The 25,687-nt window shown below is 58.1% G+C and carries 34 protein-coding genes; 17 read left to right on the forward strand and 17 right to left on the reverse strand.

Annotated features, from left to right (window positions below):
• Positions 1 to 319 precede the first annotated feature (319 nt).
• The 8 genes from AC1DXU_RS15430 to AC1DXU_RS15465 form a co-directional block, all read right to left on the reverse strand.
• Positions 320 to 2,095 (reverse strand): OmpA family protein, encoded by a 1,776-nt coding sequence (locus AC1DXU_RS15430; protein WP_477369752.1) that lies wholly within the window; start codon positions 2,093 to 2,095, stop codon positions 320 to 322.
• Between the two features lie 218 nt (positions 2,096 to 2,313).
• Positions 2,314 to 2,679, reverse strand: a complete 366-nt coding sequence (locus AC1DXU_RS15435) for a low affinity iron permease family protein (RefSeq protein WP_477369755.1) — start codon at positions 2,677 to 2,679, stop codon at positions 2,314 to 2,316.
• Between the two features lie 1,469 nt (positions 2,680 to 4,148).
• Positions 4,149 to 4,448 (reverse strand): DUF982 domain-containing protein, encoded by a 300-nt coding sequence (locus AC1DXU_RS15440; RefSeq protein WP_477369758.1) that lies wholly within the window; start codon positions 4,446 to 4,448, stop codon positions 4,149 to 4,151.
• Between the two features lie 404 nt (positions 4,449 to 4,852).
• Positions 4,853 to 5,362 carry an Hsp20/alpha crystallin family protein gene (locus AC1DXU_RS15445; RefSeq protein ID WP_477369761.1) on the reverse strand — a complete coding sequence of 170 codons (510 nt, stop codon included), beginning with the start codon at positions 5,360 to 5,362 and terminating at the stop codon, positions 4,853 to 4,855.
• 86 nt (positions 5,363 to 5,448) lie between these two features.
• Entirely contained in the window at positions 5,449 to 5,916 is a 468-nt protein-coding gene (locus AC1DXU_RS15450; RefSeq protein ID WP_477370367.1) for an Hsp20 family protein, read from the reverse strand.
• 546 nt (positions 5,917 to 6,462) lie between these two features.
• Positions 6,463 to 6,777, reverse strand: a complete 315-nt coding sequence (locus AC1DXU_RS15455; protein WP_477369764.1) for a DUF982 domain-containing protein — start codon at positions 6,775 to 6,777, stop codon at positions 6,463 to 6,465.
• A 243-nt stretch (positions 6,778 to 7,020) separates the two neighbouring features.
• Positions 7,021 to 7,290 (reverse strand): usg protein, encoded by a 270-nt coding sequence (locus tag AC1DXU_RS15460; RefSeq protein WP_477369767.1) that lies wholly within the window; start codon positions 7,288 to 7,290, stop codon positions 7,021 to 7,023.
• Between the two features lie 22 nt (positions 7,291 to 7,312).
• Entirely contained in the window at positions 7,313 to 7,660 is a 348-nt protein-coding gene (locus AC1DXU_RS15465; RefSeq protein ID WP_477369770.1) for a hypothetical protein, read from the reverse strand.
• Positions 7,661 to 7,996: 336 nt separating this feature from the next.
• Between AC1DXU_RS15465 and AC1DXU_RS15470 the strand changes: the two genes are divergently transcribed.
• The 6 genes from AC1DXU_RS15470 (at position 7,997) to AC1DXU_RS15495 (ending at position 12,514) form a co-directional block, all read left to right on the forward strand.
• Entirely contained in the window at positions 7,997 to 8,311 is a 315-nt protein-coding gene (locus AC1DXU_RS15470) for a co-chaperone GroES (RefSeq protein ID WP_477369773.1), read from the forward strand.
• A 57-nt stretch (positions 8,312 to 8,368) separates the two neighbouring features.
• The gene (groL, locus tag AC1DXU_RS15475) at positions 8,369 to 9,997 is read left to right on the forward strand and encodes a chaperonin GroEL (RefSeq protein ID WP_477369776.1); all 1,629 of its coding nucleotides are present in this window, start codon (positions 8,369 to 8,371) and stop codon (positions 9,995 to 9,997) included.
• A gap of 58 nt (positions 9,998 to 10,055) precedes the next feature.
• Positions 10,056 to 10,286 carry a hypothetical protein gene (locus tag AC1DXU_RS15480; protein ID WP_477369778.1) on the forward strand — a complete coding sequence of 77 codons (231 nt, stop codon included), beginning with the start codon at positions 10,056 to 10,058 and terminating at the stop codon, positions 10,284 to 10,286.
• A gap of 135 nt (positions 10,287 to 10,421) precedes the next feature.
• Positions 10,422 to 10,724 (forward strand): DUF982 domain-containing protein, encoded by a 303-nt coding sequence (locus tag AC1DXU_RS15485; protein ID WP_477369781.1) that lies wholly within the window; start codon positions 10,422 to 10,424, stop codon positions 10,722 to 10,724.
• A 173-nt stretch (positions 10,725 to 10,897) separates the two neighbouring features.
• Positions 10,898 to 11,059, forward strand: coding sequence for a DUF982 domain-containing protein (locus AC1DXU_RS15490; RefSeq protein ID WP_477370369.1), 162 nt, complete (start codon positions 10,898 to 10,900; stop codon positions 11,057 to 11,059).
• A gap of 834 nt (positions 11,060 to 11,893) precedes the next feature.
• The gene (locus tag AC1DXU_RS15495; protein ID WP_477369784.1) at positions 11,894 to 12,514 is read left to right on the forward strand and encodes a hypothetical protein; all 621 of its coding nucleotides are present in this window, start codon (positions 11,894 to 11,896) and stop codon (positions 12,512 to 12,514) included.
• Positions 12,515 to 12,575: 61 nt separating this feature from the next.
• Here AC1DXU_RS15495 and AC1DXU_RS15500 read toward each other — a convergent pair whose 3' ends face one another.
• The 4 genes from AC1DXU_RS15500 to AC1DXU_RS15515 all read right to left on the reverse strand — a co-directional run bounded on the left by AC1DXU_RS15500 (position 12,576) and on the right by AC1DXU_RS15515 (position 15,435).
• Positions 12,576 to 13,052 (reverse strand): YciE/YciF ferroxidase family protein, encoded by a 477-nt coding sequence (locus tag AC1DXU_RS15500; RefSeq protein ID WP_477369787.1) that lies wholly within the window; start codon positions 13,050 to 13,052, stop codon positions 12,576 to 12,578.
• Positions 13,053 to 13,159: 107 nt separating this feature from the next.
• Positions 13,160 to 14,194 carry a YihY/virulence factor BrkB family protein gene (locus AC1DXU_RS15505; protein WP_477370372.1) on the reverse strand — a complete coding sequence of 345 codons (1,035 nt, stop codon included), beginning with the start codon at positions 14,192 to 14,194 and terminating at the stop codon, positions 13,160 to 13,162.
• Positions 14,195 to 14,300: 106 nt separating this feature from the next.
• On the reverse strand, positions 14,301 to 14,501 hold the full coding sequence (locus AC1DXU_RS15510; RefSeq protein WP_477369790.1) for a hypothetical protein: 201 nt from the start codon (positions 14,499 to 14,501) through the stop codon (positions 14,301 to 14,303).
• Positions 14,502 to 14,568: 67 nt separating this feature from the next.
• Positions 14,569 to 15,435, reverse strand: a complete 867-nt coding sequence (locus AC1DXU_RS15515; protein ID WP_477369793.1) for a PRC-barrel domain-containing protein — start codon at positions 15,433 to 15,435, stop codon at positions 14,569 to 14,571.
• 253 nt (positions 15,436 to 15,688) lie between these two features.
• Here AC1DXU_RS15515 and AC1DXU_RS15520 point away from each other — a divergent pair, with 253 nt between their 5' ends.
• The 3 genes from AC1DXU_RS15520 (at position 15,689) to AC1DXU_RS15530 (ending at position 17,273) form a co-directional block, all read left to right on the forward strand.
• On the forward strand, positions 15,689 to 15,940 hold the full coding sequence (locus tag AC1DXU_RS15520; protein ID WP_477369796.1) for a GlsB/YeaQ/YmgE family stress response membrane protein: 252 nt from the start codon (positions 15,689 to 15,691) through the stop codon (positions 15,938 to 15,940).
• Between the two features lie 373 nt (positions 15,941 to 16,313).
• Positions 16,314 to 16,577, forward strand: a complete 264-nt coding sequence (locus AC1DXU_RS15525) for a YMGG-like glycine zipper-containing protein (RefSeq protein ID WP_477369799.1) — start codon at positions 16,314 to 16,316, stop codon at positions 16,575 to 16,577.
• Positions 16,578 to 16,631: 54 nt separating this feature from the next.
• A complete protein-coding gene (locus tag AC1DXU_RS15530; protein ID WP_477369802.1) occupies positions 16,632 to 17,273 on the forward strand; it encodes an outer-membrane lipoprotein carrier protein LolA in 642 nt (213 codons plus the stop codon).
• Positions 17,274 to 17,606: 333 nt separating this feature from the next.
• Here the strand turns inward: AC1DXU_RS15530 and AC1DXU_RS15535 are convergent, their stop codons facing one another.
• The 3 genes from AC1DXU_RS15535 to AC1DXU_RS15545 all read right to left on the reverse strand — a co-directional run bounded on the left by AC1DXU_RS15535 (position 17,607) and on the right by AC1DXU_RS15545 (position 19,932).
• Positions 17,607 to 18,692, reverse strand: coding sequence for a sensor histidine kinase (locus AC1DXU_RS15535; RefSeq protein ID WP_477315246.1), 1,086 nt, complete (start codon positions 18,690 to 18,692; stop codon positions 17,607 to 17,609).
• A 355-nt stretch (positions 18,693 to 19,047) separates the two neighbouring features.
• On the reverse strand, positions 19,048 to 19,278 hold the full coding sequence (locus AC1DXU_RS15540; protein ID WP_477369805.1) for a hypothetical protein: 231 nt from the start codon (positions 19,276 to 19,278) through the stop codon (positions 19,048 to 19,050).
• 435 nt (positions 19,279 to 19,713) lie between these two features.
• On the reverse strand, positions 19,714 to 19,932 hold the full coding sequence (locus AC1DXU_RS15545) for a hypothetical protein (protein ID WP_477315242.1): 219 nt from the start codon (positions 19,930 to 19,932) through the stop codon (positions 19,714 to 19,716).
• Positions 19,933 to 20,201: 269 nt separating this feature from the next.
• Here AC1DXU_RS15545 and AC1DXU_RS15550 point away from each other — a divergent pair, with 269 nt between their 5' ends.
• Positions 20,202 to 20,723 carry a DUF982 domain-containing protein gene (locus AC1DXU_RS15550; protein ID WP_477369808.1) on the forward strand — a complete coding sequence of 174 codons (522 nt, stop codon included), beginning with the start codon at positions 20,202 to 20,204 and terminating at the stop codon, positions 20,721 to 20,723.
• A gap of 318 nt (positions 20,724 to 21,041) precedes the next feature.
• On the opposite strand, the gene AC1DXU_RS15555 is transcribed toward AC1DXU_RS15550, so the two are convergent.
• Complete coding sequence (locus AC1DXU_RS15555) at positions 21,042 to 21,248, reverse strand: hypothetical protein (RefSeq protein WP_477369811.1); 207 nt, start codon at positions 21,246 to 21,248, stop codon at positions 21,042 to 21,044.
• A 261-nt stretch (positions 21,249 to 21,509) separates the two neighbouring features.
• Between AC1DXU_RS15555 and AC1DXU_RS15560 the strand changes: the two genes are divergently transcribed.
• From AC1DXU_RS15560 to AC1DXU_RS15575, 4 genes are all read left to right on the forward strand, one after another.
• Positions 21,510 to 21,800 carry a hypothetical protein gene (locus AC1DXU_RS15560; protein WP_477369814.1) on the forward strand — a complete coding sequence of 97 codons (291 nt, stop codon included), beginning with the start codon at positions 21,510 to 21,512 and terminating at the stop codon, positions 21,798 to 21,800.
• Positions 21,797 to 21,997: a hypothetical protein gene (locus AC1DXU_RS15565; protein WP_477369817.1), complete on the forward strand. Its 201-nt coding sequence runs from the start codon at positions 21,797 to 21,799 to the stop codon at positions 21,995 to 21,997. The genes AC1DXU_RS15560 and AC1DXU_RS15565 overlap by 4 nt, the downstream gene beginning before the upstream one ends.
• Positions 21,994 to 22,407, forward strand: a complete 414-nt coding sequence (locus AC1DXU_RS15570; RefSeq protein ID WP_477369820.1) for a response regulator — start codon at positions 21,994 to 21,996, stop codon at positions 22,405 to 22,407. The genes AC1DXU_RS15565 and AC1DXU_RS15570 overlap by 4 nt, the downstream gene beginning before the upstream one ends.
• Positions 22,408 to 22,470: 63 nt before the next feature.
• The gene (locus AC1DXU_RS15575) at positions 22,471 to 22,875 is read left to right on the forward strand and encodes a hypothetical protein (RefSeq protein ID WP_477369823.1); all 405 of its coding nucleotides are present in this window, start codon (positions 22,471 to 22,473) and stop codon (positions 22,873 to 22,875) included.
• A gap of 120 nt (positions 22,876 to 22,995) precedes the next feature.
• Here AC1DXU_RS15575 and AC1DXU_RS15580 read toward each other — a convergent pair whose 3' ends face one another.
• Positions 22,996 to 23,289: a hypothetical protein gene (locus tag AC1DXU_RS15580; protein ID WP_477369826.1), complete on the reverse strand. Its 294-nt coding sequence runs from the start codon at positions 23,287 to 23,289 to the stop codon at positions 22,996 to 22,998.
• A 357-nt stretch (positions 23,290 to 23,646) separates the two neighbouring features.
• Between AC1DXU_RS15580 and AC1DXU_RS15585 the strand changes: the two genes are divergently transcribed.
• From AC1DXU_RS15585 to AC1DXU_RS15595, 3 genes are all read left to right on the forward strand, one after another.
• Positions 23,647 to 24,405: a DUF4142 domain-containing protein gene (locus AC1DXU_RS15585; RefSeq protein WP_477369829.1), complete on the forward strand. Its 759-nt coding sequence runs from the start codon at positions 23,647 to 23,649 to the stop codon at positions 24,403 to 24,405.
• Positions 24,406 to 24,424: 19 nt separating this feature from the next.
• Positions 24,425 to 25,027, forward strand: coding sequence for a general stress protein (locus tag AC1DXU_RS15590; RefSeq protein WP_477369832.1), 603 nt, complete (start codon positions 24,425 to 24,427; stop codon positions 25,025 to 25,027).
• 295 nt (positions 25,028 to 25,322) lie between these two features.
• Positions 25,323 to 25,664 carry a response regulator gene (locus tag AC1DXU_RS15595; RefSeq protein WP_477369835.1) on the forward strand — a complete coding sequence of 114 codons (342 nt, stop codon included), beginning with the start codon at positions 25,323 to 25,325 and terminating at the stop codon, positions 25,662 to 25,664.
• Positions 25,665 to 25,687: the final 23 nt, after the last annotated feature.

Consider the following 25,687-nt stretch of genomic DNA (forward strand, 5'->3'; position numbering starts at 1 on the left):
CAGCAAGTCGCGGCTCGCCGAGACCTCGCTCGCAAAGATGCGCTCGACCAATTGGCTCTGAGGGCCAGCCTCTACAGTATCAGGGTCGACGATCTTGCCGCGTACTACTGCTCAGGCTCTGATGATCATGCCTTCACTAGGCATCTAGCCCGCACCTTCCTTCCCCATCGAATAGATGGAAGACCGGATGGGTTGCGCGGATTTGCTCCAACCCAAGCCAGCGGATGGCAGTCGGACGCAGAACGATTGGCATCGCGCTGCTACGGCGCGGCAAGCGTCTCGCGAATCGGCAAGCTGGCCGAATCGCGAGACGTGCCGTTCAGTTGGAACTGGCGACGGGCGCGACAAGCGGCGTGATGCGGCGAATAGCGACACGGCGGTTTTGGCGTTCCGGCCCTGTCGTGTTCACCTTAAGATAGCGCTCGCCGTAGCCTTGGGTCGTCAGGTTCTCTGGCGCGATGCCAAAGGCGTTGGTAAGAGCCTCGGCAACTGCCTCGGCTCGACGGTCGGACAAGGCCAGGTTTGCGTTGTCGCTACCAACCGCATCGGTGTGGCCCTCGATCAAAAAAGTTTCCGCCGGGTTCTTCTTCAGCAACCGCTCCATTGCGTCCGCGACACCTTGCAGCTTTTTGACTTCGCTGTCCGAGATCGTTGCCGATCCGGACTCGAAATTCAACGTGTCGAGATCAACGCGCCGGGCGATGTCGCGCACACGCGCGGAGCGCTTGACCTCGTCGACCGAATAGAGGCGCTGGACCTTTTCCACCGGGGGTTGTTCGAGGAAGGTGTAGTAGTCACCGGGATCTTCGACCAATTCGGAGTCCAGGATATATTGGTTGCGCGGGATGGAGAGGCGCATCGCTGGCAGGTCATCCCCAGGGTCGCGCCAATCGTGCAAATCCTGGTAATACCGCTCGTCGACATAGCTCAACACATACTCGTGGCCGTCCGGCGTGATGCGCGAGCGCTGAATGACGTCACCATAGCGGTTGCGGATGGTGACGATTTGGTTGCCGTTGTCGCGAATAATCGTCTCGCGGGTGCGGCCGCCCGGCAAATCTTCGTAGTACACGTCCTTGGCACCACGGTTCATTCGCGGAGCTTCGTTGCTCTCAACTATCGTTTGGTTGTTGAACTGGATAATAATCCGGCCGCCAATTTCCGTGAGGACATCAGCGCCTTTTGGGCGATCCGGCGCCTGGCTTTCTGGCGCCTTGTCACGGCGGGTCCCCTTTTCGTCCGTCACCGGAACGATCTTCTCCGGCTTGATCTCCTGCTGCGCCGCCTTGTCGTCAGCAGGCGGTGGTCCGGCCTCTGCTGGGGCAGCCGCAGGCGCGGACGTCTGACCGCCATCGCTTTGCTGAGCAGCCGGTTTGCCGTCCTTGCCCGGACGTTTTGCATCCTTTTCACTGTCGAGGATGGGCGCGGCGTTCGAATTTGCTGGCGCCTCGCCCTGGACTGGCTTTTCGTTTTGAGCGGGCTTCGCCGACTCGCCACTGGCTGGCTTCTCGGAGGTTGAGGGTTGCTGATCGGTTGAAGGTTGCTCTCCAGTCACGGGCTGCTTCGATGCAGGCTCGGCCGCCGGGGCAGGCTCGTCGACCGCGGCAGGGGCCGAGGCAGGCGGGTTGACCGCGGGCGCCTGACCTGCAGGCTCGACTTGCTTGGGCGGTGCCGATTTGTCGACCGCCGGCGCCTGTTGGTCGGTGGAAGCCGGCGCAGGCTGGGATTGTGGTGTGGTCACGGCCGGCAGGGCAGGCTGTTCCTTCGCGGACGGGTCGATCTGGGGAGCAGATTCTGGAACTGGACCTGCCTCAGGCGCTGGGGCTGCCTCAGGCGCTGGGGCTGCCTCAGGCTGAGCAGGCTGCGGTTCGGTCGTTGGAAGCGGAGCAGCGGTTTCGGCCGGAGCCTGCTGCCTCAGTGCGCAGGCTTCGGCAGACTCGCCCTCCTTGCACTTTAGCTTGATAAGAATTGGCGGTTCAGATGCTATGAACCGTGCAGCACCAAACGCTATGCTGCTGAGCGGCGCCCCGAACGGCGTTGAGGCGATCAGCAAACCGAGAGCGGTGCTGGCCAAAATATTTGGTCGGCTTGTCATTTCAATTTCTCCGTGCGTGTCCCGTCGCTATTCAAACTAAACGCTGCCGCATTCGTTCCAGACCACTTGAAATGAAGCGCTGCCAAGGACGGTTTATGGCTGCTAGGCAGTTGTCGGGTGACGACGAGTTCCCTGCCTTGACCGGCAAAGCGGACGTTTTCGATGGTACCTCGCAAGCTCGTCTCCTCTTGGTGGGCGACGGGCTTTCATTCAATTTCTCAGGTGTCAGCCTGCTCTTGCGGAGCCTGGACCGACAGATCCGCTACCGCTTCCTGTTCAAGCTTGGTCAGTTTCGTTTTGATCACGTGCGGCTCGGCATGTTCCAGCCCAACCACGTCGTTCCGCGCTTCTGACAACGCAATAATTAGCTCGTCCAGCTTTGCATGTATGGCGGCCGTGTCACGATAGCCCTGAATCAGCACAACGCCGGTGATGATAATTGCCGCAACCGACAGCGCGTAGGTGACAGCATTTGTAAGACCGAACGGCACCAATAACGTGCAGAGAACCATTGCCACGACCAACATATAGAAGCCGGGCGGACGCGACAGAAAGTCAGCGGCGAGAAATAGAAATCGGTTCATGACAGAAAGAAGCCTGCGAAAAGCAGCGTCAACGCAAGTGACGCGGGCACCGCCGACAACCACCCTGCCCCGATAAGGCTGTCGTGCCGCTCATCCATAGCCTTGCTCCTTGATCGCGACATTCACAAAGCGGCTCCAGCGCTCAACCTCTCGCGCTGGTGCCATGCACAATGCTCAGCCGCCACTAGCGGGAGCGGCCGGTGCAGCCACTGGGGCGGCGGGCGCTGGGGCTTCAACTTTCGGCACATCCACCTTGACGTTGATGTCTTTGGTCCCACCACTACTCCCGAGATGAATCATACCGGTGAAGAGAAGCAGGATCACCATCGCCACTATGGCAAGAACAACTGCGACAGCAGTTCCCCGCCGCCGGAGTTCACAACGGTAGATCCGTCTGCCATGAGTTCCTGCTTTTGATATTGAAAGTGTTGAGGAAACGACTGCTCCACGGGTTAGTTCCCACCAGGGGCTTCAGTCTTGAGGGGAATACGACTTAGGTCCTATGACCGGTTGATGGCCTTGGCCTGATCCGAGACTTCGATGCACAGGTTTGATCGTCCGCCTTTTCCATTGGAGCCTTGAAGCGGCCAGTTTGCATCGGTGAATTTCGGCCATTTTCATTGGAGGGCAGTCCTGGCGCAATTTGTGCACCATCGATCTGGCCTAGTGGCCTTTCCGCGCCCTCGATCATGGCGCGCCCGCTAATTGGCCACAATGTCAGCAAGAGGAGACCGCCGGTCGAATGTCGGCTTTTGACGCGAAGCCGACGGGGCGGCTTCCACGACGCGAACGGCAGCTTTGCGCCTCATCTCGGCCGTATAGTTCGGCCTTGCCATTTCCTGAAAGCTGACGTCGCAGGAGACTGCGCTAAGGGCCGTGGTGAGCGCCAAAGCGGCCAGACGCCAGAGGACCGGAAATCCACGATTGAACGCCCAAAAACGCCTTCCAAGATTGGTTAGGCCCGATGCGTAAGGTGCGGCCTGCACGGGCTCGCGGTTCTCGGGAAGCGCATTGTCCGGAGGCTGACGATCTGCATGTTAAGGTGGATTAATCCCGACTATTTTGGCGAACGGCAATGCATGTCTGGGCATCCCCATTCATACTTTTGCATCGTTTTAAATAAGAGTTGAATGATTGGCTCAAGGTGGCGGGGAACCCTGCTGCGAGATCATCGTTTTTGGCAAAAATGAGGAGCAGCAATCAAAGAACCCAGAGGCATAGATATCGGCATGAAGAAACGTCGTCGCAAACCAGAATTAGGGCCAAGCCCCTGGGGCGTTGGCGATTACTTCGAGGCACTTCTTGCAGGCGAACGATCGGGGCAAACTGCTTGATAGTCGGAGCATAGCCGCGAGTTCTGGCAGCCCATGGAGTTGGTACGAGACCCTAACGGACGAGTCCACCGAAGACCGACTGTTGAACCAAATGATCGACCGTCTAAAAAGCCCTTGGCGTCTTCCCATTAGTGATTAAAGGCGCCTCGGCGACTTTTGTGCTGCTTTTTGCACGTCGGCAAATGGCGAGAAATCGGATTTGGCCAAGACGCCGGCAATCCTGGCAAAGCTGACAAATGCCTGCCGCGCCTGTTCGGTTGGCATCTGCCCGGCGATCGCGGCGTTGCAGCTTCTCACTGCGCAGCTGTATACCGGTCCCCGACGGGCCTTTGGCCATTGATTCAAGAATACGAGCGCCTCCCGCACCGAGTTGATATCGTGGATCACCTCGTTGGTTTTAACCTGGACGGGAGCAAAGAAAGACAGACTTGTCATTGTTACCTCCCTGTGATTGCAGCTCCCATGACGCGGCTCTTTCGTCTGAGTCTGTCGGACGGGTAGCCGTTCAAGGAAAAACGTTCGAACGTTTCGTAGAGGCCGCTCAGGTGGATCGGATGATCAATGACGGGCCGGGTTCGGCGTTCGAACACGCCAAGGCCGGCACTTGACCCGCACCGATGTCGTGACCGGGCGGCTAGGCCGAAAGATCTGTGCCGATTGGTGCGCCACTGGCGCCGGGGTGTTGAGACAGCCATCAAACAGTTGGAGTTCCTCTCCCTCCCGGGACCTTGAGGTGATGCGGCTCGATTGTTTGGCTCCTGTGAGTAGCTCCGTCATTTGATGTTCCTCGCTATCTGCGAGGACCGGGGCTCATTCGAGCCCCGGCCTTTTCTCGACCGTCATTTGTTGCCGTTGATTGCGATCCGCTTGGCGTTTGCCTGCGCCTTTTTGGTCTTCGGCAGTGTCACGGTGAGCACACCGTTCTTGAAGGTCGCCGCCACCTTGTCGGCTTCAACCTCACGACCGAGACTGAAACGCCGTTCAAAACTCCCATAATAGCGTTCGCTGAACTGGCGGTCCTTGTCCTCGGTCTCTGCTTTCTTCTCGCCGCGAAGCGTTAGAACACCATCGTCCAACATGACCTCGACGCCGTTTTCATCGAGGCCAGGGATTTCGGCCGTCACCCGGATTTCCTTGTCGGTTTCCGAGAACTCCACGCTTGGCCAAGTGCCGTTGAGAGGTGCCATGCGGCTCAATACCGAAGGGGTGTCAAAACCGCGGAACACCTCGTCGAATAGCCGGTTGACATTGCGGTGCAGCGACAGGAACGGATCCATGTCGTCACCGCGATAAGTACTCGGTGCCTGGCTGCCACCACGGTTCCAGGGAATCAAGTCACGTACGCTCATTTGTCCTTCTCCTTTGCGTGTTTTTGGGACGCACCCGGACCCCATCCACGATAGGACGGGTGCGGGTGCAGGCCGACCGTCAGAGATCAGGCCGCCGCGCTTTCAATGCGCTTGGAGGCCGCCTTCTTGTCTGTCTCGGCATTAATCGCGATGCGGCGCGGCTTCATCTCCTCGGGAATTTCCTTCTTGAGGTCGATGATCAGCAGACCGTTTTCGAGCTTTGCCCCGACAATGGTCACATGGTCAGCCAGTTCGAACCGGCGCGCGAACGACCTCAGGGCCAAGCCATGATGGAGGTACATAACCTCGTCGTTCTCTGTCTTGGCGCCCTCGATCACGAGCATATTTGGCTCCTGTGTGATCGTAAGCTCGTCCTCACCGAAACCGGCGACCGCAAGGACAATGCGGTAGGTGTCTTCGCCGAGCTTGGCTATGTCATAGGGCGGCCAGTTGTCCGCGTTCTGTGGGGGGCTGGCGTTTTCGAGCAGGTTGAAGATGCGGTCAAAGCCGATGCTCGACCGATAGAAGGGGGAAAAGTCCAGGTTCGTTCTCATAACTACATCCTCCTTGGAGCAACATAGGCACGAGGGAACGCCAAGAAGCCTGGCGCTCCCTGACAGATCGGCCCCTTGCGCGGCGACCGACGAAGATGAGTTGGGGATCGATTTCTGCTGAGTCAAGAGCGACCGCTAAAGCAGTTTCGCGATCGCCTTCGAATGGCTGAGAAGCGCTCCAATGAATGTCCATCTACTCGCGGGTACTTCGAACGGCAGGGAAAGGATAACCATGACACTCCAAGGCGTTGTCTCGGTCCTCGGGCCTATAAACGACGTAACAATTGCGGGGACCTAATCGACCTAGTCGAGCCCGACGACGAAAGCCGACTTGGGGGATCCGGCCAAAAGGGGCCCGGGCGCCGGCTATTAATGGTGAGGATGCCGTCAACGGCTTCCATTCAGGCAGACGCGCTCATTCGTGCGCTCCGCTTGGTAAGTTGTGTGTGCCGAAGAAGCCATCCGAAATGTTTGACCTTCCTGCGCCCGTTGCCCCGGTGACGCGCCGCTCTGATGCTGCGGCGGTAGATTACCGCCGCAGTGAATTTAGCCGTCACTTTCCATAAGAAGGTCTGCTGTGCTGATCTTCGGCCCTGTCATCCACTGTGGCGCTACGGGCACGTCCTCAATGACACCGACCCTGCGTGCCCAAGTTGTAAAGGCCTTGTTCGCCGCCTCGACAGACTTCCGACCATCGTAAGCGGAGTAGCATGCATCGGACGCCGCCGCGTGGAGGAGACCGCGCCTTTCAACCGGCCATTCTTCCAGAAACTCTATCGCATCCATGACACAGCCGATCTTTTGGACACCGCTGCCGTCGTCTCTCACGAAAACCGGCTGTTTGAACGTCGCGCTTTCCATAGTGACCTCCCTTCAAACCATTGGGCAACTGAAGCCTCCCTCACCGTGCGCGGCCTCCTGCAAACGATGCCGACGAGCTTGGCCAACGCCACGGCAAACCATGGCGGAAACGGGATTCTCAAAGAGGATCGTTTCCATGCGATCCTTCCGTCCTGCTCAACTCGACATCCGGCAGCCGCGCTGGACACATAAGAACATTGGAAACGCCTCTTTTCAGTTCAAGGGGAGCGGATCTTGGGCCGGCTATTGAATTGTGAAGATGCCGTCTACCGCATGCCATTCGGCGGGCCGGATCAAGCGGTGGTGGGCGACGCGCACGGAATGCAGCGCGCCTTCGAGTTCGCGCTCCCAGTAATCCAGAAAGCCTTTGAGGGTCGGGAATTCCGGTGCGAGATCGTATTCCTGCCAAACGTAGAGCTGCAAAAGGCTTGGATGATCGGGAAGATGGTAGTGGATCTCCGCAGTTGTGAGACCATAGCCCTCCATCTGCAGCCGGAATTCCCTGCTGCCCATGCATCTCTCCTATCGCGCGCGTTCAGGCATCAAGTCTTTGCGGGCGTTCTCGGTCCCGCCGTTCCTCAAGGTCATTGCCTACCTCAGCGCGACTATCGTCCAGTCGGCGAAGTGCATCCATGACGGCGTCAAATGTCACCGGACTCGCAGCACCTGGTGGGCTTCGCAGCGCAGGCATGGACTCGACGGCGCAAGCATCCGATGCCCATGAGGCAAGAATGGCGCGCTTTTCCTGAATGTCGAGCGTGCGGTCCCCCGCCACCTCATCGGGGTGATTAAAGTGCCGCGCCGGGAACAGCAGGCGGTCAAGCGAAGGATCAGAGGGTTCAGGGGCGATCGAGGGGATGTTTTTTGACGAGGTCCGTTCCATCGACAGTCTCCGTTTCCTAACAATCTCCTTGGCATCGTTGTGTTGTAGGACCCCTTGTCGGGACTCCAACGACAAAAAATTCGTGGAGTGCAGAGCGAATTTCAAGACCTGAGAATCGCTTGCCCTAGCGAAAATAGCTCCATGCATTCATGCCCCTAGCACTCCGAACTGCCGAGTGCCAAAATTTTTGAAGCGACCCCTTGAAACTAGAAAATTCCAAACTAGCTCGATATTCGCGCGATGCCTGAAAAGGGGTCGCAGCGCCCCGCACTGGCCGATATTGCCGGTCCGGTGTGGAGGAACCTCAAAGATCTGTTTATCCCGAAGGAGAACGATATGACGTTCCGTCCATTGCATGACCGTGTCCTGGTCCGCCGCATCGAAGCCGAGGAAAAGACCGCCGGCGGCATCATCATCCCCGACACCGCCAAGGAGAAGCCGCAGGAGGGCGAGGTGGTTGCCGTAGGCCCAGGCGCCCGTGACGAGAGCGGCAAGCTCACGCCGCTCGACCTCAAAATCGGCGACCGCATCCTGTTCGGCAAATGGTCTGGCACTGAGATCAAGCTCAACGGCGAGGACCTGCTGATAATGAAGGAAAGCGACGTGATGGGAGTGATCGAGCAGACCGCCCAAGTGAAGAAGGCCGCGTGATGGCTTCTTCGAAATCCAACCAGTCAACGAATGCTGCCTAGATAAAGGAGTGATCCAATGGCTGCCAAGGAAGTGAAATTTAATACCGAAGCACGCGAGAAGATGCTGCGCGGCGTCGACATCCTCGCCAATGCGGTGAAGGTGACGCTCGGCCCCAAGGGCCGCAACGTCGTGATCGACAAATCATTCGGCGCGCCGCGCATCACCAAGGATGGCGTGACCGTCGCCAAGGAGATCGAGCTCGAGGACAAGTTCGAGAACATGGGCGCCCAGATGGTGCGCGAGGTCGCCTCGAAGACCAGCGACCTTGCCGGCGACGGCACCACGACTGCGACCGTACTTGCCCAGGCGATCGTTCGCGAAGGCGCGAAGGCGGTTGCATCGGGCATGAACCCGATGGACTTGAAGCGCGGCATCGACAAGGCGGTCGAGGCGATCGTCGGCGAGCTGAAGATCAACGCCCGCAAGGTGACCAGGAATGACGAGATCGCCCAGGTCGGCACCATTTCGGCCAATGGGGACGCCGAGATCGGTCGCTTCCTCGCCGAGGCGATGGAAAAGGTCGGCAACGAAGGCGTCATCACCGTCGAGGAAGCGAAAACCGCCGAGACCGAACTCGAAGTCGTCGAAGGCATGCAGTTCGACCGCGGCTATCTCAGCCCGTATTTCATCACCAATCAGGACAAGATGCGCGTCGAGCTGGAAGAGCCTTATGTTCTGATTCACGAGAAGAAACTGTCCAATCTGCAGGCGCTGCTTCCGGTGCTGGAAGCTGTCGTGCAGTCGTCCAAACCGCTGCTGATCATCGCCGAGGATGTCGAGGGCGAAGCGTTGGCGACGCTGGTCGTCAACAAGCTGCGCGGGGGCCTCAAAGTCGCCGCCGTCAAGGCGCCGGGCTTCGGCGACCGCCGCAAGGCTATGCTGGAGGATATTGCAATCCTCACCGGGGGCACCGCGATCTCGGAAGATCTCGGCATCAGGCTAGAGAATGTCACTCTCAACATGCTGGGCCGCGCCAAGAAGGTTGTGATCGAGAAGGAGAGCACCACCATCGTGGACGGCGCCGGCTCAAAGAGCGAGATCCAGGGGCGCGTCAGTCAGATCAGGGCGCAAATCGACGAGACAACCTCCGATTACGATCGCGAGAAGCTGCAGGAGAGGCTGGCCAAGCTGGCCGGCGGCGTCGCCGTCATCCGGGTCGGCGGCTCGACGGAGGTCGAGGTCAAGGAACGCAAGGACCGTGTCGACGATGCCATGCATGCGACGCGCGCTGCGGTAGAGGAAGGTGTGTTGCCGGGTGGCGGCGTGGCGCTTTTGCGTGCGGCCAAGGCACTGGACAGCGTGCAGGCCGAGAATGAGGACCAAAAGCACGGTATCGAGATCGTACGCCGCGCGATCGAAGCGCCCGTGCGCCAGATCGCCGAGAACGCCGGCGCGGAAGGCTCAATCATCGTCGGCAAACTACGCGAGAAGCCGGAATTCGGCTGGGGCTGGAATGCGCAGACCAACGCGTTCGGCGACCTCTACAACGAGGGCGTCATCGATCCGGTAAAGGTGGTGCGGACCGCGCTCCAGGATGCGGCATCGGTTGCCGGCCTGCTGGTAACGACGGAAGCGATGGTTGCAGAGAAGCCGAAGAAGGAACCCGCAGTTCCGGCAATGCCGGGCGGCGGCATGGACTTCTGATGAACGCAACGGTGTCCGCGCTCGGTGGGCGCGGACACCCTGACAAATGGGTAGAGCCATGAACGTGATGAACTTGAACGTGATCCCGCCGCCCTCGCGCGCGGCCACCGATCTGAACTACGAGGCGGAGCTGAAGGTTGCGCTCGATGTGGTGCTGGAAGATTTGCTCGACAGAACCGAGGCTGCGGGCTGGGACCGGCGAAAAGCCGCGTATACGCTAATGTTTCTGGCCGCCAGAAAACTCTCAGACAACAAACCGAGGCCAGAAATCGCACCTTCAGGCAGCTGATGCCCGGCGCATCATAAGCGATGTGAGGGCATGGCTGATAGACGGTCGACAACGTCCGCCCCGAGGTGCTGGCCCGCTGCCGACACATTGCAGATTGCCGGGCCTGCCCGACCCACACAAGAAAGGAGGAAGCCCGTGGAACACAACGTCTTCGAACATCCGGTCACCATCATCGTTGGCCTTGGTTTGCCACGAGAGGTCAACACCGTCTTGGAAGCCTATGCCATCCTCAACGAGTGGCCGCCGTCAAACAGAAATGCGGCCCATGCCATGGCTCTCAAAGCCTGCAGGGCAGCTCTCGCTGGGGAGATAGAGGCAGAGACCGCTCGCGGCATGTTCTTCGCCTTCGCGCACAGGAATGATCTTCTTGCTCCCCGCCTGGACGAAGTTGTCGCGGCGGAGACCGTCGGCCCGTTTGGTGCGTCCGCTTCGAACTAAACGGAGATTTGTTCGTCATCCGGTCTAAACAGTCGGCGCATTTTCCGGGGCAAAGATTGTGAGTTTTACGATGAACGACGTCGGTTTTCCTGATCTGATCAAAATGGCCTTAAGACGCAACGGCGAGCGTGTCGTTTGAGTTCGTGGGAGACAATCGAATGCATGAGCGAGCAATGGCCCGACTGTGCCCGGGGCCAGCTTACCGCGCAGACAGTCGTGCGTGTCGGGACGCTCTCGATGGCTGCCGCTCTCCACAGGCTGCGCGCAAAGCCTTCATCAAGGCAGCGCGCTTAGCGGGGGTGATCGCGTCTAACCATCGACAGTGCCAGAGCTAGCTCTCTTGCCAACTATTGACGATGCGTGTGCGCCAAGTAAGAAACCGGAATACCAGCGCGCTATGGAGAGTCATCGCCGGCACGGAGACATTGATCTTCTGGTGCTCGACCCAATCATCCGTGTCCGTAAACACGGGTGCATTTTCCCTTAGATTTACTGCATAGGTCGATGCCCTAGGCAGCCAATGGGGGGACCCTTGAGCGCCTTGGCCGAACCCGATTTCCCCTCGGCCTCACGGTATCCTTGCGTATGGCAGAGATACCGATGGTCGAAATATATACAAAACGCGTTCGACGGAAACCTCTCGACCGCCAGCTGGCTGTATGGCACGATGCAGAGAGCGACGGCCGCGCAAAGATTGATTGTTCGCATATTCGCTCCCCTGCGAATTCATCATAGGATGAGATCAAACCTGCCGTGGCTGCCAGTTTGAAATCTCGTGTCTGCAACGAGCACCCAGCATCTTGCGCACGCGCCAGAGAGGCGCCTCGGACTCAACGTAAAAGGTCAGGTCGCGACTATGGTCACGACGATCTGAATGTCGGCTCTTCGTGGATCCCAGCCTAAAGCGGCCTGTCGGCAATCGGCCCAAGGTAGTCAATGGCCACGATCGAACGTGTCGGTCTGATCCGCACGCGGAACTTCGCGAGCGCTTTGAAGTTCCCACTGAGCCAGCCTGCAGCTGTTCATTGGACAAGCATAAGACGAAATCGCAACCGCGTCGGTCCAAAATGGCCGGAAATCTTCATTCATCAGCGCTCAAGAAATTTGGAGCCAAGTTGATAAGCACGATCCGCCGTCGCAAAGCGAATGGGACGGCGTCCGAGCCAAGCATGACGACATCCCTGTCCTTGATCGCTGAATGGCCTTTGCGGACATCCGCGACGCTCGGGTCGTCAGTGCGCGCCAAGGGGATCGAACGCGAAGTGCGGGCGCGCCTGCCATGGGCGATGCGCAAGCACGTCAAGGCTGAGACTGGGCGCATTGAATTGCAAATCCCGGAGGTCGAGGCGAGCGAGTTTGAGACCGCCTCGGCCGCCATCACCAAAACGCTTGAGGGGATCGACGAGCTGCCCGTGTTGCCTCGCGAGGTCGAAGATGTCCTGACGATCTCGTCGCGCGAACGACACAAGTGGGTCAAGGACGGTAGGCTGCAAAGCATCGGCACGCGTACCGTGAAGATGCACGGCCGATCAAAGAAAGTCACCTTCCACGTTTTCGATCCCCGCCACATCGAGGACGTCCTGGATCGCGACTTGCCTACCGTCTGGCGGGAAGAGGATGCGCGGGAAGTTGCCGAAAACAGGCGGCGCGGCGCCGGCAAGGCGGCGCTGACGCGCGCGGGAAAGGGCAACGCGAAAGCCCGCCTCGCCAAGAGTAACTTTCGAGCAGGTGCCCCATCGCCAAGACTGGAGGGATGGGACGAGTTCGAGGACGAAGGCCTGCTGCGCTAACCGTCGGGGTTATCAACCCTATGCGTTGCGCCCTGACCGTCTCAACGCCAAGCCCGGTCTATCAATTTGTCCTGTTGATCGACGTAACTGCAAGGTTCRTCAGCTTGTTGTTGGTGGCTTTCTCCTGGTCGAGGATTTCGCTAAGCAGCTTATGCGCCTCGTCGTGCCCGAGGTCCTTTGCCCATTCCCGCAGCGAGCCGTACCGGGAAATTTCGTAGTGTTCAACTGCTTGGCAAGCCGCCAGCAAGCCGGAATCGAGAGCCGTCCCCGACGCTTCTTTCATCAGTCCGTCGGCTTCCTTGAGGAGCCCCTCGATAGCGTCGCACTTCTCACCAGACGCCTTCTTGCCTATCGACTTGAACACCTGATCCAACTTCCTGATCTGCCCCTTCGTTTCCTCAAGGTGGTCTTCGGCCGCCTTCTTTAGCTTGGCGTCCTTCACCGCCGCGGCCACTTTCGGCAAAGCCTTGGTAATCGCGTTCTCCGCATAATACATGTCCTGAAGGGTATGCTCGAAAATATCGGCCAGCGTTTTCATTACAATGCTCCTTGCCTGAATTGGCTTTGGGAGAAAGAGCGGGCGAAGCGAATGGTTCCGTGCTTCTGCCTGGGTTTTGCGCCGGCATTGCGCTAACTGCCGCATGGTCAGCGACGAAGACCCAGCATCAACGTTGTCAGCGTTGCACTCGCGCATGCCACTGCAAACAGAACGACAACGCCGGCAGCGTTGGACTGTTTCTCGGTGCGAGAGGCGACGACGCGTCTTGCAGGCAGATCATTACGAACCAGCGCGCCCAGATCGGACCTGCTGCCGTGTCGAACGGAATAGGCGCGAGTGAATTCCGCCCCGAGAAGAAAAATTTCCGATGAGTAGTAAACCCAAAGCAGTATGACGAGCAGCCCACCGGCGGCCCCATATGAGGACGCGATCGCGCTGGAGCCGATATACCAACCGATAAGCGATTTCCCGAACGTGAAAAGGGCAGCGGTCACAACAGCCCCTATCCCGACATCGCGCCATTCCAGAGATCGATCAGGCAAGATCTTGTAGATGGCAGCGAACATCGCTGAGATCAGGACAAACGAAACCACCGCATTGATCACGCTGAGGACGATTGTGCCGAACGGCAAATGAGCGTTGATGACGTTGCCCAGTGCCGAAATCGCCGCGCTCGCGACGAGAGAGACGAGCAACATGAAGCCAAGTGCGGCGACCAGTCCCAAACTTGCAGCACGAGCGCGCACCAGGCGCGACAAAGAACTGCCCCTGGGCTCAACCTTCCATATTGTGTTCAACGACTGCTGCATTTCGCCAAAGACCCCGGATGCGGTCAGGAGCAAGGTAAAGATGCCAACGACCGCCGCCCAGGTGCCGGATGACTTACCGGACGCGCTCTCTAGCGCGGTTTGAAGGAGACTTGCGCTTTCTGGACCCATAAGTCCTGATATCTGGGCAGACAAAGCCAATTGCGCGGCTTCATGACCGAATGCGAGCCCGGCGATTGCGACTACGATGAGCAGAATTGGCGCCAGCGATGTGGTGGCGTAAAAAGCCATTGCAGCTCCGTGGCTAAGCGCATTGTCGTTCACAAAGCCAAGTACGCTTTCTCGCAGCAGATCCCATGCAATCTTGATCGCGCGTCGCATTTCGAGACCGTCGGCAATTCCATTGGCGTTCACCAGCAATGCATCAGCCCTGCTGATGTTCCGCTTGCGAGCGACGCGTTCGAGAACCTGGTGTTTCAGTTCTTGACAGACGCGATGCCCTTTCGGGAACGCCTCCGCCTCACCGCTTCTGTCGAGACACGAGCTCCGAAAAGACCGCTTCTCGGTCTCCCTTGTGTTTCTGCAAGAGAGCCAATGCTTCCTGGTGATCTATGCGGCCGAGCTTGCCGATGAAATCCAATTCGTGCCGCGGCACGGATAAGCGGGTCATCCGTCCAAGATCGAATCTTGCACCGCTTTCTGGCACTGCTTTGTCAACCATTGTGCCCTCTTCGCCATCTTTTCATGGGAGTGTGGCCCGCACCGACGGGTCGGCGCGGGCCATTCGGTTACTGGCTGATGACGATCCGCTGCTTGTCGCGGTTCTGGGCGTAGGTGCCCTTGTCATAAGCGGTCTGCGCTTCCAGCTGGGCTTTGGTGAAATTGGTGTAGAGATAGCGGTTTCCGTCCTTGTCGGACATGAACTTCAATTTCTCCAGGCCCACGGCAACTTCCTTTTCCCCCATACCGAGGAAGCCGCCGACGTCGACGACTACGGCATCCACCTTCTTGTCGCCGCTGAGAACGACGTCGCCGATCTCGCCAACTTTTGCATCGTCGGCGCCGTAGACGGTCGTGCCGATGAAGTCCTTGGTGCTGATCTTATCCATCGGCAGCTCGGTCAGCGACGCCTTGTCGATGGCAGCCGTTTTTGTGTTGTCCGTCGTGGTCGCAGGAGCCGGTTCGTTGTTGGCGGTGGTGGCAGCGGCACCGTTCGCAGCTGTCGCCGGATCATAGACCTCGAGGTCGAAATCGGGCTGCGCCTGAAGGTCTTCCTTGGTGGTCTTGGCGACTAGCCAGCGTTCGCCCTTTTTTTCGACCCATTCAGCCTTGCTGAAATCATAGGCGACGTTCTTTTCGCCAATGCCCAGAAAGCCGCCGACGCCGATAACAATATATTTGGCTTTGCCGTCCTTGGAGAGGACGATGTCTTTTACGTCGCCGATCTTGGCGGCATCGTCCGCAGCGCTGTCGTAGACGTCAGCGCCGATGATCTTGGTCGCCAGGCTCCCCTCGGCCATTGTCGCCGGTACGGCCGTAGTTGTCTGCGTTGTGCTGGCAGGCTTTGCTGCATCTTCGGCTGAGGCCCCTGTGGCCCAGACTCCGGCGGTGAGAAGCGTTGCGACGGCTGTGGTAGCCAAAAGTTTGCGGATCATGATACGTTTCCTTGTGCGTTATGTTGATGCACGCCGCGTTCGGCTTAACCATTGCACCCGGTGGCTGAACGCGGCACTGTTTGCGACTGCACAACGAGCCTTACGGACCGAAGTTCCATCATTGTGCGAGCCAAATTAGTTGGCTCGCATTCGGCTCGCAGCGCTGCCAAATCATCGCCCTTCGGGCGGAACTAGTCGGCCCACCAAGCGTTTCCGGCCCGAACCAATTGCGGTTCAAGGAAAGGGGAACACAATGCAGAATCCTGGCGTCGGCTGGATTGCGGCGATCATCATAGGCGGCCTTGCCGGCTGGCTCGCCGAGATGTTCATGAAAAGCAATATGGGCGTGCTCATGAACATCATTTTAGGGATCGTGGGCGCCGTTGTTGCCAACGTCCTCCTAGGGGCGCTCGGCGTCTCACTAGCCGGCTGGCTTGGTTACCTGGTTGCTGGCTTCATCGGCGCTTGCATCTTGATCGCAGTGGCCAGGATGATCAAACGCTGAGCCAGCTTTTCTTGGAGGACCTCCCTCTCGGGAGGTCCTCTCACATGAGGTGCATCTTCTCGGATTTCCCAGCCCTCATTTAGTGGCGATGCCGCGAGTAGGCTGAGAGATTGGGCGAGAACAATCAAGCGCGACTTTAATGCGCAGTACCTCGCATCGCGCCATCCCGAACCGTCTTCGATGCGATGGTCATGGCCTTGAATCGCGCGCCATGCGGCGGCACAACGGCGAATAGCACTCGGTCCTGCGGGACTCTGTTGGTCTCACCAACGTCGACTGGTTCCAATCACACTTGGCAACCATTGCCATCGATGGATCGAAAAACTCACTGGCGCATTTTATCTCCGGCTAATTAAAGCCCAGGAGAGTACGAATGAAAAAGACACTACTTTTGTTGAGCCTGCTCATTCCGCTGGGAGCATGCTCCCGTACCGAGCAAGGCGCTGCAGTTGGCGGCCTGGGTGGCGCTGCGATTGGTGCCGCTGTGGCCAACGATCCCGTACAGGGAGCCGTTGTTGGCGGCGCGGTCGGTGCGATCGCCGGCGCGGTAATCGGCCACGCCAGCGAGGCCGGCCAATGTCGATATCGCGATCGCCACGGCCGCGTCTACATTGCACGTTGCCCTGACGGCTATTGAAATAGGGCGCGTGATCGGTTGCGATCACGCGCCTGCTCTGGTTAGGATAATTATATGCGCCGTATCACGAAGACGCTGATTGGTTTTGGATTTATCCTGGGCGGCGCTGCCACTATCAACATGGAACTCGCGCATGCGGTCTCAGCCGCACCTGTTGAGCCGCAGCAGATCGCCGATCATTTCTCATCAGTAAAATCGATGTCCGGCGACTTTGTTCAGTCGGGGCCGAAGGCGGAAAAGACAAGCGGCAGGTTCTTTTTCCAACGCCCAGGCAGAATACGATTCAACTATGCGGGCCACTCAGGGGTCAGCGTAATTGCTGATGGCAAGTCGTTGGTCGTTTACAACAAGAAGCTCAAGACATCGCGGCTCTATGCGCTCGCGAAGACGCCGCTCAAGTTGCTCCTCGACAACAAAGTCGACTTCTCTGGCAGGCGCTTCAAAAGCATTAAGGAAGACGGAAACCAGGTAACTGTCAGGCTCGCCGACAAGTCAGCCTTCGGCAATTCAGATATCACCATGACGTTCGACCGAAAATCGCTCGATTTGCGCAAATGGAGCCTCACCGACGAGAGAGGACTGACGACGACGATAACTATCTCAAGCGTGAAGCAGGGCGTTCGCGTTGCCGATGAAACATTCAAGATCGATTATGCGGCGAACCGTGAATACAACACCACAACGAAATCACGTTGAACTGGACATACCCCCTGCGGTCAGAGCGGAGTAGTCAATTTCGCTTGTTGATCGACGTGACCGCGAGGTTCGTCAGCTTGTTGTTGGTCGCCTTCGTCTGCATCACCACACCCATCTCCCCATGGTATTTAGCAAGCCCTTGCTTCTAGAAAAGGGCGGATCATGGGTTGGCCCGCGCCGTTTGGCGAAGACGCGGGCCGACCAAATTTGCCGCCTTGGCCAGCAGCCCGAACCGGTACGAACCGCTGCTGCAGCTCAACAACCTTGGTTGGCGAAGTTCCCAGCCGCAGACAAAAAAAGCCCGCCTACCTAGGCCCTTGCCATACCGATTTATTAGCTGGCGGCGGCAGCCGATCGTCTGAAAACGATGGTGACCTTTGTTCCCTCGCCGGGGCTTGAAGTGACGTTGAATTCCGCCTTGGCGTTCTCGGTCAGCGAGCGCGCTATTAGTGCGCCGAGCTTGCCGGGTTTTGGCCATGTCTCGCCTTCCGGCAAGCCGACTCCATCATCGGCGACGGTGACCCGGCAGCCGTCGCCATTGACGATGCTGTGCAGTGTTATCGTGCCACCCTCGCGGCCCTGAAAGGCGTGCTTGAGCGCATTTGTCAGCAACTCGTTCACAACCAGCCCGGTCGGCATGGCGACGTTGATCGAGACCGGATAGGTGTCCACCTTCATATCAAGGCGGATACCTTCGACCGCATGTGAGCTCATCACCGCTGACGCGATCTGGCTGAGATAGACACCGAGATCGACCTCATCCTTCTGCTCGTCAGCCGAAAGCGTCTGGTAGAGGATCGCCAGAGCATCAACACGTCCCGCGAGCCTCTCGAAACGCTTCTGGTCCGGTTCGGTGGCGTTCCGGGTTTCCAGACGGATCAATGCAGTGATCATTTGCAAATTGTTTTTGACCCGGTGCTGCAGTTCGCGCAGTAGAGTGTCTTTCTCACGGACGCGTTCCTCGCCCGAGCGCGCATCCGCCGCCCCACCATGTGACGACACGTCGACCAGCGCAACCAGCCGGAAGCAGATCTTGCCGTTGTCGTCCTCGATAACGTTGGAATAAACGTCGACGATCGCCGGCTTTTCCTCGCCGCGCTCCAGCCGGAAAGTGCCGACGAAATCGGTTTCATTCGCCACCGCCTCGGCAAGTGGGCGGTCCTCCTGCTGGTGAATTCCGATGCCGGGCAGTGCTGCCCAGTTTTCCCGGGCAAGCCGTGCCGCCTTTAGGCCTGACAATTTCTCGAATTCCGGGTTGGCGTATACGACGCGCTCCATCGCCCCAAGATCGGAAACAGCAATGGCGATCGGCACCTGATCAAGGAATTTCTTGAACTGCTCGCTCTCCAGCGCGGTCGCAAGATCAGGCGTATCGAGCAATTGCTCGATCGCCTCGGCCTTCTCGGAATCCGATGTCATCTGACCAGCCTAGCTATGCGCGGGTGCCATAATTGTACTGCGTGCCCCGACACCGACGCGCTGCCCATCACCTAATGCAAGAGAGAATAAATTCGGCAAGAAAGACCGTAGGCACGAACGAAACAGGCAACGCCAGCAGCCACCCGGCTTCCAGAATGTTCATGCTATCGAAGCCCAAAAAAAGCTTAGCACCGCTATGACAATGACAACAGCGCCGACCAACCAGACAATGTTGTTCATCACGCTCTCCCATTCCGCTGAGCATAGCTCGGCGACCCATCAAAACGTCCAGTGTGCGTGTTCGTTCCGCTTGCTGCATCGGGCGACGGGACGGCAACGGGCGAATGGAGATGTCTCAAGCTTTGCGAGTCGGTTTTGCAGCTTCAGTTGCAACGACTGCCTCTAGCGTCTGGGCATCTTCCGTCGCGATTTTCAAGAGAATTGCAATCGTTTCACGATGCGTCCAACCCTGCGCCTCCGAGGCGGCCACCAAGGCTTTGAACGCGGCCTCAAGCGCAACTTCGCAGTTGACTTCCCTGTCTGGGCTACCCTCTGGCAAAATCGGTGGTTCTACGGTTTGGGACATCAAATGGAAGCCTCCCGCGAACCAAAGGTTCCGACATCCGCAATAATTGATCGCGAATGCTGGGCCAGCGTGGCCGATGCTGCGCAGCCTGGCTCTGAAGGGTCATTCTGTCCGGCCGTCAAACCCGGCAGGCCGGCGCAAAAGTCCGCCTCTGACTACATCTGGTCGTTATATGGCTTTTGGTGAGGCCAACCATTTTCGCCAACTCGGAAAATGGCGGCACGTTAGATTCCGACTGCGCGTTGTTTGCAAGCTGCAGCAGGCTTATCGGAAAGCAGATTGCATCCCGGTTTGACGGGGCCATGTCCTCACGGATGCGCTCATCCCCAACCAACTATGCTTCAAGCCTTCCGCAGGGCAATGTCGATGTCGTCGATCGACGGAGGCGATCGCCATAAGGGGCCTTCGAGCGGCAGGTTTGCCACGCTCATCTGGTCAATCCTCGGTTGGGCCACCCGGCCGCGTGGGAACGTTTTGGCCGTCGGATTGATGCGTCTTTTCTTCCACTTCGCCCCGTCGCCTGGTCAATCCGATCCCGTCTTTAGGTTTTTTGTTTCCGGCCGCATCTTGAGAAAACTGGTCGGAGGGATCAGAGCCAGTTCTCGCGGGATATTTCGTCGCACCGATTTCCCTGCGGTTTTCGCTGTCAGCCATTTTTTGCACTCCGGTTCAAAGGTTGGTGATTAACTTCCGCTCGCCCCAGTGGTTCCTCGGGCGCATGCACCATTGGCCCCGGACGCGATCTGAATTCCTCCTGGTCGGACTCGCGGCGCGGAAGACTGGCGGCGATGCAGTTTCACGTTCACCCAGACCCGTGCCGCTTAAATTTTCGCAAGGCATGGTCGCGGCCTCGCGAAGGACCACAAAGCCAACTGCAACCTCGTCCCGGTTTGAACGTTATCACAGTCGGACAGGAGGGCTACATGGACGACAAACAGTTTGACAGGCCGGTCAAGGTTCGCCTCTCCGAGAGCGCGAAGCCGCTAACCGTAAGATCCGCCCACCAGGCGTCCGCGTTGCTTGCCAGCACTGACTGGCCAGGTCAGCGGACCGAACTCCATCGTGACGCATTCGAAACCACGGAGAAGGTGCTGGAAGGGAGCCGCTCCACGATCGACAGCCGCACTCGATTCGAAGAGGCCGCTCGTGAAGCCGGCATATTTGTGGAAAGCGACGACGACGATGACCGCAAAGCGAAGCGCATCCATTTCGAAAGCAGCGTAAAAATCCGGCCTTATGGCAGCTCGTCTGTGCGCGAGGTGAAATCCGTTCAGGGTGCGAGCGAGGTGCTCGTTGATTGGCCGCACTCAAAGCGGGGGCCTTTCTACCAATCAGCGAGAGAGATCGTCGAAGCCGCGATCGACGGTAAGTCATTGCCTTCCCAGGCGCGGGAGGCTTTTGTCGCTCTCGCCGAGCATGCCGGAATTCTAGAGTCGCGAGCCTGAGCCGCAGGCGCAAAGATCCGACACATCACCAAGCTTTCCGATGCCAACAACGAAAAGGGCCGCCGAGTGGGCGGGCGAGTTGGATGTGGAGAAGCAAGAGTAAGCCGGCGCTGGGGAAGCGGGCGAGGAACGATCTTGTTGGTTCTCTCAGGTTCCGTCGCGGCGCGATTATGTTTCGTATTTCCGAGCCGCCTACGCTTTTCACAGCCGTCGGCGCACCACAGTGCGGTCCGTTGCTGCTGACGTCAGGTGCGCTGCTTCAGTTGGTCGCCAGCGTCAGCTAATCTTATCGACGACCCGACGTGTCGGCATGCAGAGTTACTTTCGAACCACTCCAAATTCAGCGGAATGACTCCCCTGCTCCGCAGTCACAAAGCCGTCGGCGGCCAGGCCCCTGCGGAGCAGTTCCCTCACAGCTGCAGCGCGACTTGGCATTCGCTTTTCGAACCGCCAAGTGTCCAACGCCGCCAACTCTTCAGCGGTCAGCATCACTTGAAGACGCTCTTCTCTCTCCAGGTCCGCCATTTTCAACCCCTGCTTTTTGCCCTGAGCAAAATGAGTAAGTAGTGCAAGTCGCTAACAAGTAGCTATTTCCGTCTTCGACTGCAATAGCTTGGCGCGCTGCATCAACTCAATTGGGTCAACCACAGTCAGATGATCATATTAGCCATTCTGCTAACTAATTGAAAAAATTACATAATTCGTGAATTTGATTTGCTTTTGCCGATCTTCAAGCGCATACATTGCGCCGAGGGGGGAAAGCCCGTTCCAGGACAGGAGTTGACCGTGAGTTATTCCAGCAGCCTTTGCGAAGACGCCAACAGATCTGTCCTCCGATCGATATCCAAGACCGGGATTGTCAACATTTCGGTAACCGCGGCCGAAATTCTGGGACGACACCAATGTGAAAAATTAAGCCCACACGACGCCGAGCGACTGGTGCTTGGTTTGGCTGAACTCCATTCCGCAGCCATTGAATTCGACCGAACGCCATCCGATAAAACCACTTACGCCGGGGGTCTGCTTATTGAGATAGTGGAAGGCGATTTCGACGAAAACTCGGAGGACGAGCTATGAAATCGCGCTGCGGCAAAGTCCCCCTTGCCGAAGACCCTGGATACGATGCCGAATTATTCGCCCATAAACATGGCTTAACCCTGCAGGCAGCCCGCGTCATTCTTAGTGCCAACGGCCCCTCGCGTATCGCCTGCGATGCGGCGGCAAAAGCATTCCTGATCGCCATTGCGACGCGCCAAAAAGGCGAGATGAAATGAACAAGCACCAAGAGCGGCACGACATTTTTGTCGAGCAGCCGGAAGAGGTCGAGAAGACAATGCCCGTCGTCCTTGTGCTCGAGGACGAGGTGTTCATAGGCATTGAACTCGAAGCAGCGTTGGCAGAGGGAGGTTTTGACGTCACGCTTGTGCATTCATGCACGGACGCGGCGGCGTGGTTGTCAGCTCATCGCCCGGAAGCTGCTATTCTGGATGTGCAACTGAGGGACGGGGACTGTGTTGGCATTGCGGAGACTTTGACCGCAAGCGGCATACCCTTCGCTCTTTATACGGGCGACACACTGGAAGGCGATCACGCAGCCCTGCAGCCGCGACATGTGATCTACAAACCTGCCAATGCACTCGACATCGTGGAAATCGTTCAGTCGATCGTTTTCAATCGCCTCTGAGGCCATCTCGAGATGAGGCTCTGGCGATCTCAGCTGGGTCTTTCACCAACGTTGGCCTAGCGTTTGCGCAGCAACTGTCGCGCTTCGCGCAAGATCGACGCGCGATCGAGCCCGATCAAAGATACAATTTCGCGAATCTGTTCCTCAGTAGCCCCTGACTCCCGCGCCAGCGCCCTAACGCCCTCGGTCGTCATTTCGGGCGGCTTCGTCTCTTCGGCCATCAGGACTGCACTCCCATCACAGACAAAAGTCTTCGGCGCCCATCAAGTTCCCGATTTCTTCGATTACATTCATCTGGCGCAGTGCCTTGGGGTGACGCTGCCCGTGATTGTCGCCGAACTGATCTATCGCATGCCGCAGGTGGTTCGGGCTGCGAAGCAGCGACACGCTTGGCTGTATTTAACCTTCGCCGCAAAACCAGGCGGCCTAGAGAAAAATCCTGCCAAAAAAGTCAACGGTCGATGCTGACGTCCCCTTCGGTTCCCAACAAACTGTGCGACAGACAATTCGGTTGCTTGAGGAACAAAATCCCTGACCCGCAATTTAGAACAGGCGTCGACAACTGGTCGATAACCGTTATCGGGAGGTTCAAATGGGTTTTTTCGGAAAGTTGTTTTCAGGGTCGGCGGGCAAAAAAGCGGCCGACAGCAAAACCGGCGACATGAGGAAGGCGACAGGAGCTGGACCTGCCATAGCCGCACACTCAAAGGATGCCAAATCGACCTCCCCCACGGGAAATAATCCAGCGGCTGCAGCGAAGAAGAAGTGAGCGATTTGGCCGCCATGGCGGTCACACACGGGCTCGTCCAAACTTGCGTGTACAACGTTCAGCGGCGCCACAAACGACACCGTGGTCGCTGTATTTGAGATCGCCTGTTCCACTCAAAGCCTGTGGAATGGAGCGTTTCAACACCACGGTCCCTTTGGCGACGGATTGAACGTTGGGGCTGGCTGGTTCGCTCCAGGTGAGTTTGGCGAAGCGTTGCCCCTCTACCATGATCTTGCCCGCATTGCCGGACAGAACACCCTATTTGGCGCAGTTGGTGGCGACGCCCGCGGAGGTAGGTCGCGGGCATTCTTACGATCCGCGCCAGGCGCCTCCAGCGAAAAACCGTCGTCGTCTTTGGCGACTCAGGCAGCCGCATTGCCAAACCGCTATATCGCTTTTCCGCCGGAACAAAGCCTGCGCAGCGTGGTTACTCGTTCATCGCACAGTCGTGCAACAACGAGGACAAACTCATGAAAACACGTCATTTAATGGCCTGCTTGGCCGCTGTTACCGCTTTGGCTTTTTCCACGCCGGCCTTCACCGCTGAAAATGCGCAGGACTTCGTCAACAAGGCCGCAGCCGGCGGAATGTTCGAGGTGGAATCGAGCAAAATCGCTCAAGACAAAATCTCTGACCAGAGCGTCAAGGACTTCGCGCAAAAGATGATCGTTGATCATGGCGCGGCCAACGCCAAGCTGGAGTCGATTGCCGGTGAACAGAAGCTGAAGGTCCCCAGCGAGCTCGATCCTCAGCACAAGGCCGAATTGGACAAGCTTCAGCAAGCCGAGGCACCGCTCGATCAGCCTTATGTCGAGGCGCAGCGCAATGCCCATACTGACGCGGTCAGCTTGTTCGAGGCGTATGCCAAGGACGGCGACAACGCCACGCTCAAGTCTTTCGCACAGGAGACGTTGCCGACCCTCAAGATGCACAAGGACATGATCGAGAAGATCGCGACCTCGACGGGCACGACGAAGTCGACGGACACCACTTCGGCAACACCCGCCGTCACGACCAGCGAGACAACCAATCCGTCAGCTCCCATCCCCGGTGCCAACAGCTTCACCGAAGAACAGGCGAAAAGCCGCATCCAGGACGCCGGCTATTCCGACGTATCGGCGCTGACCAAGGACGACCAGGGCATCTGGCGCGGCAAGGCCAGCAAGGATGGCAAGAGCGCAGCAGTTGCCCTCGATTACCAGGGCAACGTCGTTGCCGGCACAAACTGAAACAAGAAGGATAACAAATATGAAAACGTTAACAGGGCTGTTCGACAACTATGACGATGCCAAGGATGCGGTGAGCGAACTGGAGGCGACGGGCATCCCCCATTCCGACATCAGCATTGTCGCCAACAATTCGAAGGACTGGTACGACAGTGACACTTCCAAGGCTTCTGAGGACGCCGCTGGTGGGGCGGGGCTCGGCGCGCTGGTTGGCGGTGCCGGGGGGTTGCTCACTGGGTTGGGCATTATGGCCATCCCGGGCCTCGGGCCGGTCGTGGCTGCTGGTTGGCTGGCGGCAACTGCCGCTGGCGCGGTGGCTGGTGCCGCCGTTGGTGGTGCCGCCGGCGGCATTGTCGGTGCACTAACGGATTCGGGCGTTCCTGAAACGGATGCTCATGTCTATGCCGAAGGCGTACGTCGCGGTGGAACTCTTGTCACCGCAAGAGTCGATGAAGAACTTGTACTGGACGCCGAACGAATTCTTGGACAATCCACTTCGGTGGACGTGGCCGACCGCCGCCGGGACTACGAGGCTGAAGGATGGACCGGGTTCGACGCAGTCGCGGGCAACTACACCCAAGACGAGGTCGACACCGAGCGTGCGCGAGCCGCCAGCCGGCTTTGATACATATGCCCCGCTGTCTTAAGGCGGCGGGGCATTTGTACCCTAAGATATTGAGCAAACAGGCTCTTCGCTGCGCAAATCGCATCAAAGCCAGCCGCCGTCAGGGGAACGAATAATCCTTCTGCGAATTGTTGGCGTGCGCTGACCAACTTCAGGGAGGCCCCAATGGGCCGTGGGATCTTGCTTGGCTTCTTGGAACTCCAATTTCAATCATCATTCTCATCATGCTTTTCGCTCGCTAGGATCACCACTGGATTGAGGGCGATCGCAATTGGCAGATGAAAGGCCCCTTAGAGTGCTTGTTGTCGAGGACGAAGCGCTCGTCGCGATGCTCATCGAAGACATGTTGATGGAGTTGGGATTTGAGGTTCTCGGCCCGGCGATGCGCCTTGAGAGCGCGCTAAAAATGGCAACAGACGAGAGTTTCGATCTCGCCGTCCTGGACGTAAATTTGGCAAATGAACAATCCTTTCCCGTAGCAAAAGTGCTCCAGGGCCGAGGCATCCCATTCCTTTTCGCCACTGGCTATGGTCTGCGAGGGCTGGATGAGCGTTACAAGCAAGTCGTGACGCTTCAAAAGCCATTCGAGTCGCACCAGCTTGCGGATGCAATTTATCATGTCCTTGCCTCCGAGTAGAACGCTCACAACAGTGTGGGGGT

Source organism: Mesorhizobium sp. P3_A10 (assembly GCF_056403175.1).

Coding starts and splice junctions, on each gene's coding strand:
- AC1DXU_RS15490 (WP_477370369.1), top strand. CDS start 10,898: ATGGCCCGACTGTGCCCGGGGCCAGCTTACCGCGCAGACAGTCGTGCG.
- AC1DXU_RS15480 (WP_477369778.1), top strand. CDS start 10,056: ATGAACGTGATGAACTTGAACGTGATCCCGCCGCCCTCGCGCGCGGCC.
- AC1DXU_RS15520 (WP_477369796.1), top strand. CDS start 15,689: ATGCAGAATCCTGGCGTCGGCTGGATTGCGGCGATCATCATAGGCGGC.
- AC1DXU_RS15460 (WP_477369767.1), bottom strand. CDS start 7,290: ATGGGCAGCAGGGAATTCCGGCTGCAGATGGAGGGCTATGGTCTCACA.
- AC1DXU_RS15570 (WP_477369820.1), top strand. CDS start 21,994: ATGAACAAGCACCAAGAGCGGCACGACATTTTTGTCGAGCAGCCGGAA.
- AC1DXU_RS15530 (WP_477369802.1), top strand. CDS start 16,632: ATGCGCCGTATCACGAAGACGCTGATTGGTTTTGGATTTATCCTGGGC.
- AC1DXU_RS15430 (WP_477369752.1), bottom strand. CDS start 2,095: ATGACAAGCCGACCAAATATTTTGGCCAGCACCGCTCTCGGTTTGCTG.
- AC1DXU_RS15590 (WP_477369832.1), top strand. CDS start 24,425: ATGAAAACGTTAACAGGGCTGTTCGACAACTATGACGATGCCAAGGAT.
- AC1DXU_RS15585 (WP_477369829.1), top strand. CDS start 23,647: ATGAAAACACGTCATTTAATGGCCTGCTTGGCCGCTGTTACCGCTTTG.
- AC1DXU_RS15495 (WP_477369784.1), top strand. CDS start 11,894: ATGACGACATCCCTGTCCTTGATCGCTGAATGGCCTTTGCGGACATCC.
- AC1DXU_RS15565 (WP_477369817.1), top strand. CDS start 21,797: ATGAAATCGCGCTGCGGCAAAGTCCCCCTTGCCGAAGACCCTGGATAC.
- AC1DXU_RS15445 (WP_477369761.1), bottom strand. CDS start 5,362: ATGAGCGTACGTGACTTGATTCCCTGGAACCGTGGTGGCAGCCAGGCA.
- AC1DXU_RS15435 (WP_477369755.1), bottom strand. CDS start 2,679: ATGAACCGATTTCTATTTCTCGCCGCTGACTTTCTGTCGCGTCCGCCC.
- AC1DXU_RS15545 (WP_477315242.1), bottom strand. CDS start 19,932: ATGGCTGACAGCGAAAACCGCAGGGAAATCGGTGCGACGAAATATCCC.
- AC1DXU_RS15470 (WP_477369773.1), top strand. CDS start 7,997: ATGACGTTCCGTCCATTGCATGACCGTGTCCTGGTCCGCCGCATCGAA.
- AC1DXU_RS15535 (WP_477315246.1), bottom strand. CDS start 18,692: ATGACATCGGATTCCGAGAAGGCCGAGGCGATCGAGCAATTGCTCGAT.
- AC1DXU_RS15450 (WP_477370367.1), bottom strand. CDS start 5,916: ATGAGAACGAACCTGGACTTTTCCCCCTTCTATCGGTCGAGCATCGGC.
- groL (WP_477369776.1), top strand. CDS start 8,369: ATGGCTGCCAAGGAAGTGAAATTTAATACCGAAGCACGCGAGAAGATG.
- AC1DXU_RS15455 (WP_477369764.1), bottom strand. CDS start 6,777: ATGGAAAGCGCGACGTTCAAACAGCCGGTTTTCGTGAGAGACGACGGC.
- AC1DXU_RS15555 (WP_477369811.1), bottom strand. CDS start 21,248: ATGGCGGACCTGGAGAGAGAAGAGCGTCTTCAAGTGATGCTGACCGCT.
- AC1DXU_RS15525 (WP_477369799.1), top strand. CDS start 16,314: ATGAAAAAGACACTACTTTTGTTGAGCCTGCTCATTCCGCTGGGAGCA.
- AC1DXU_RS15510 (WP_477369790.1), bottom strand. CDS start 14,501: ATGGTTGACAAAGCAGTGCCAGAAAGCGGTGCAAGATTCGATCTTGGA.
- AC1DXU_RS15550 (WP_477369808.1), top strand. CDS start 20,202: ATGGACGACAAACAGTTTGACAGGCCGGTCAAGGTTCGCCTCTCCGAG.
- AC1DXU_RS15540 (WP_477369805.1), bottom strand. CDS start 19,278: ATGTCCCAAACCGTAGAACCACCGATTTTGCCAGAGGGTAGCCCAGAC.
- AC1DXU_RS15440 (WP_477369758.1), bottom strand. CDS start 4,448: ATGACAAGTCTGTCTTTCTTTGCTCCCGTCCAGGTTAAAACCAACGAG.
- AC1DXU_RS15515 (WP_477369793.1), bottom strand. CDS start 15,435: ATGATCCGCAAACTTTTGGCTACCACAGCCGTCGCAACGCTTCTCACC.
- AC1DXU_RS15465 (WP_477369770.1), bottom strand. CDS start 7,660: ATGGAACGGACCTCGTCAAAAAACATCCCCTCGATCGCCCCTGAACCC.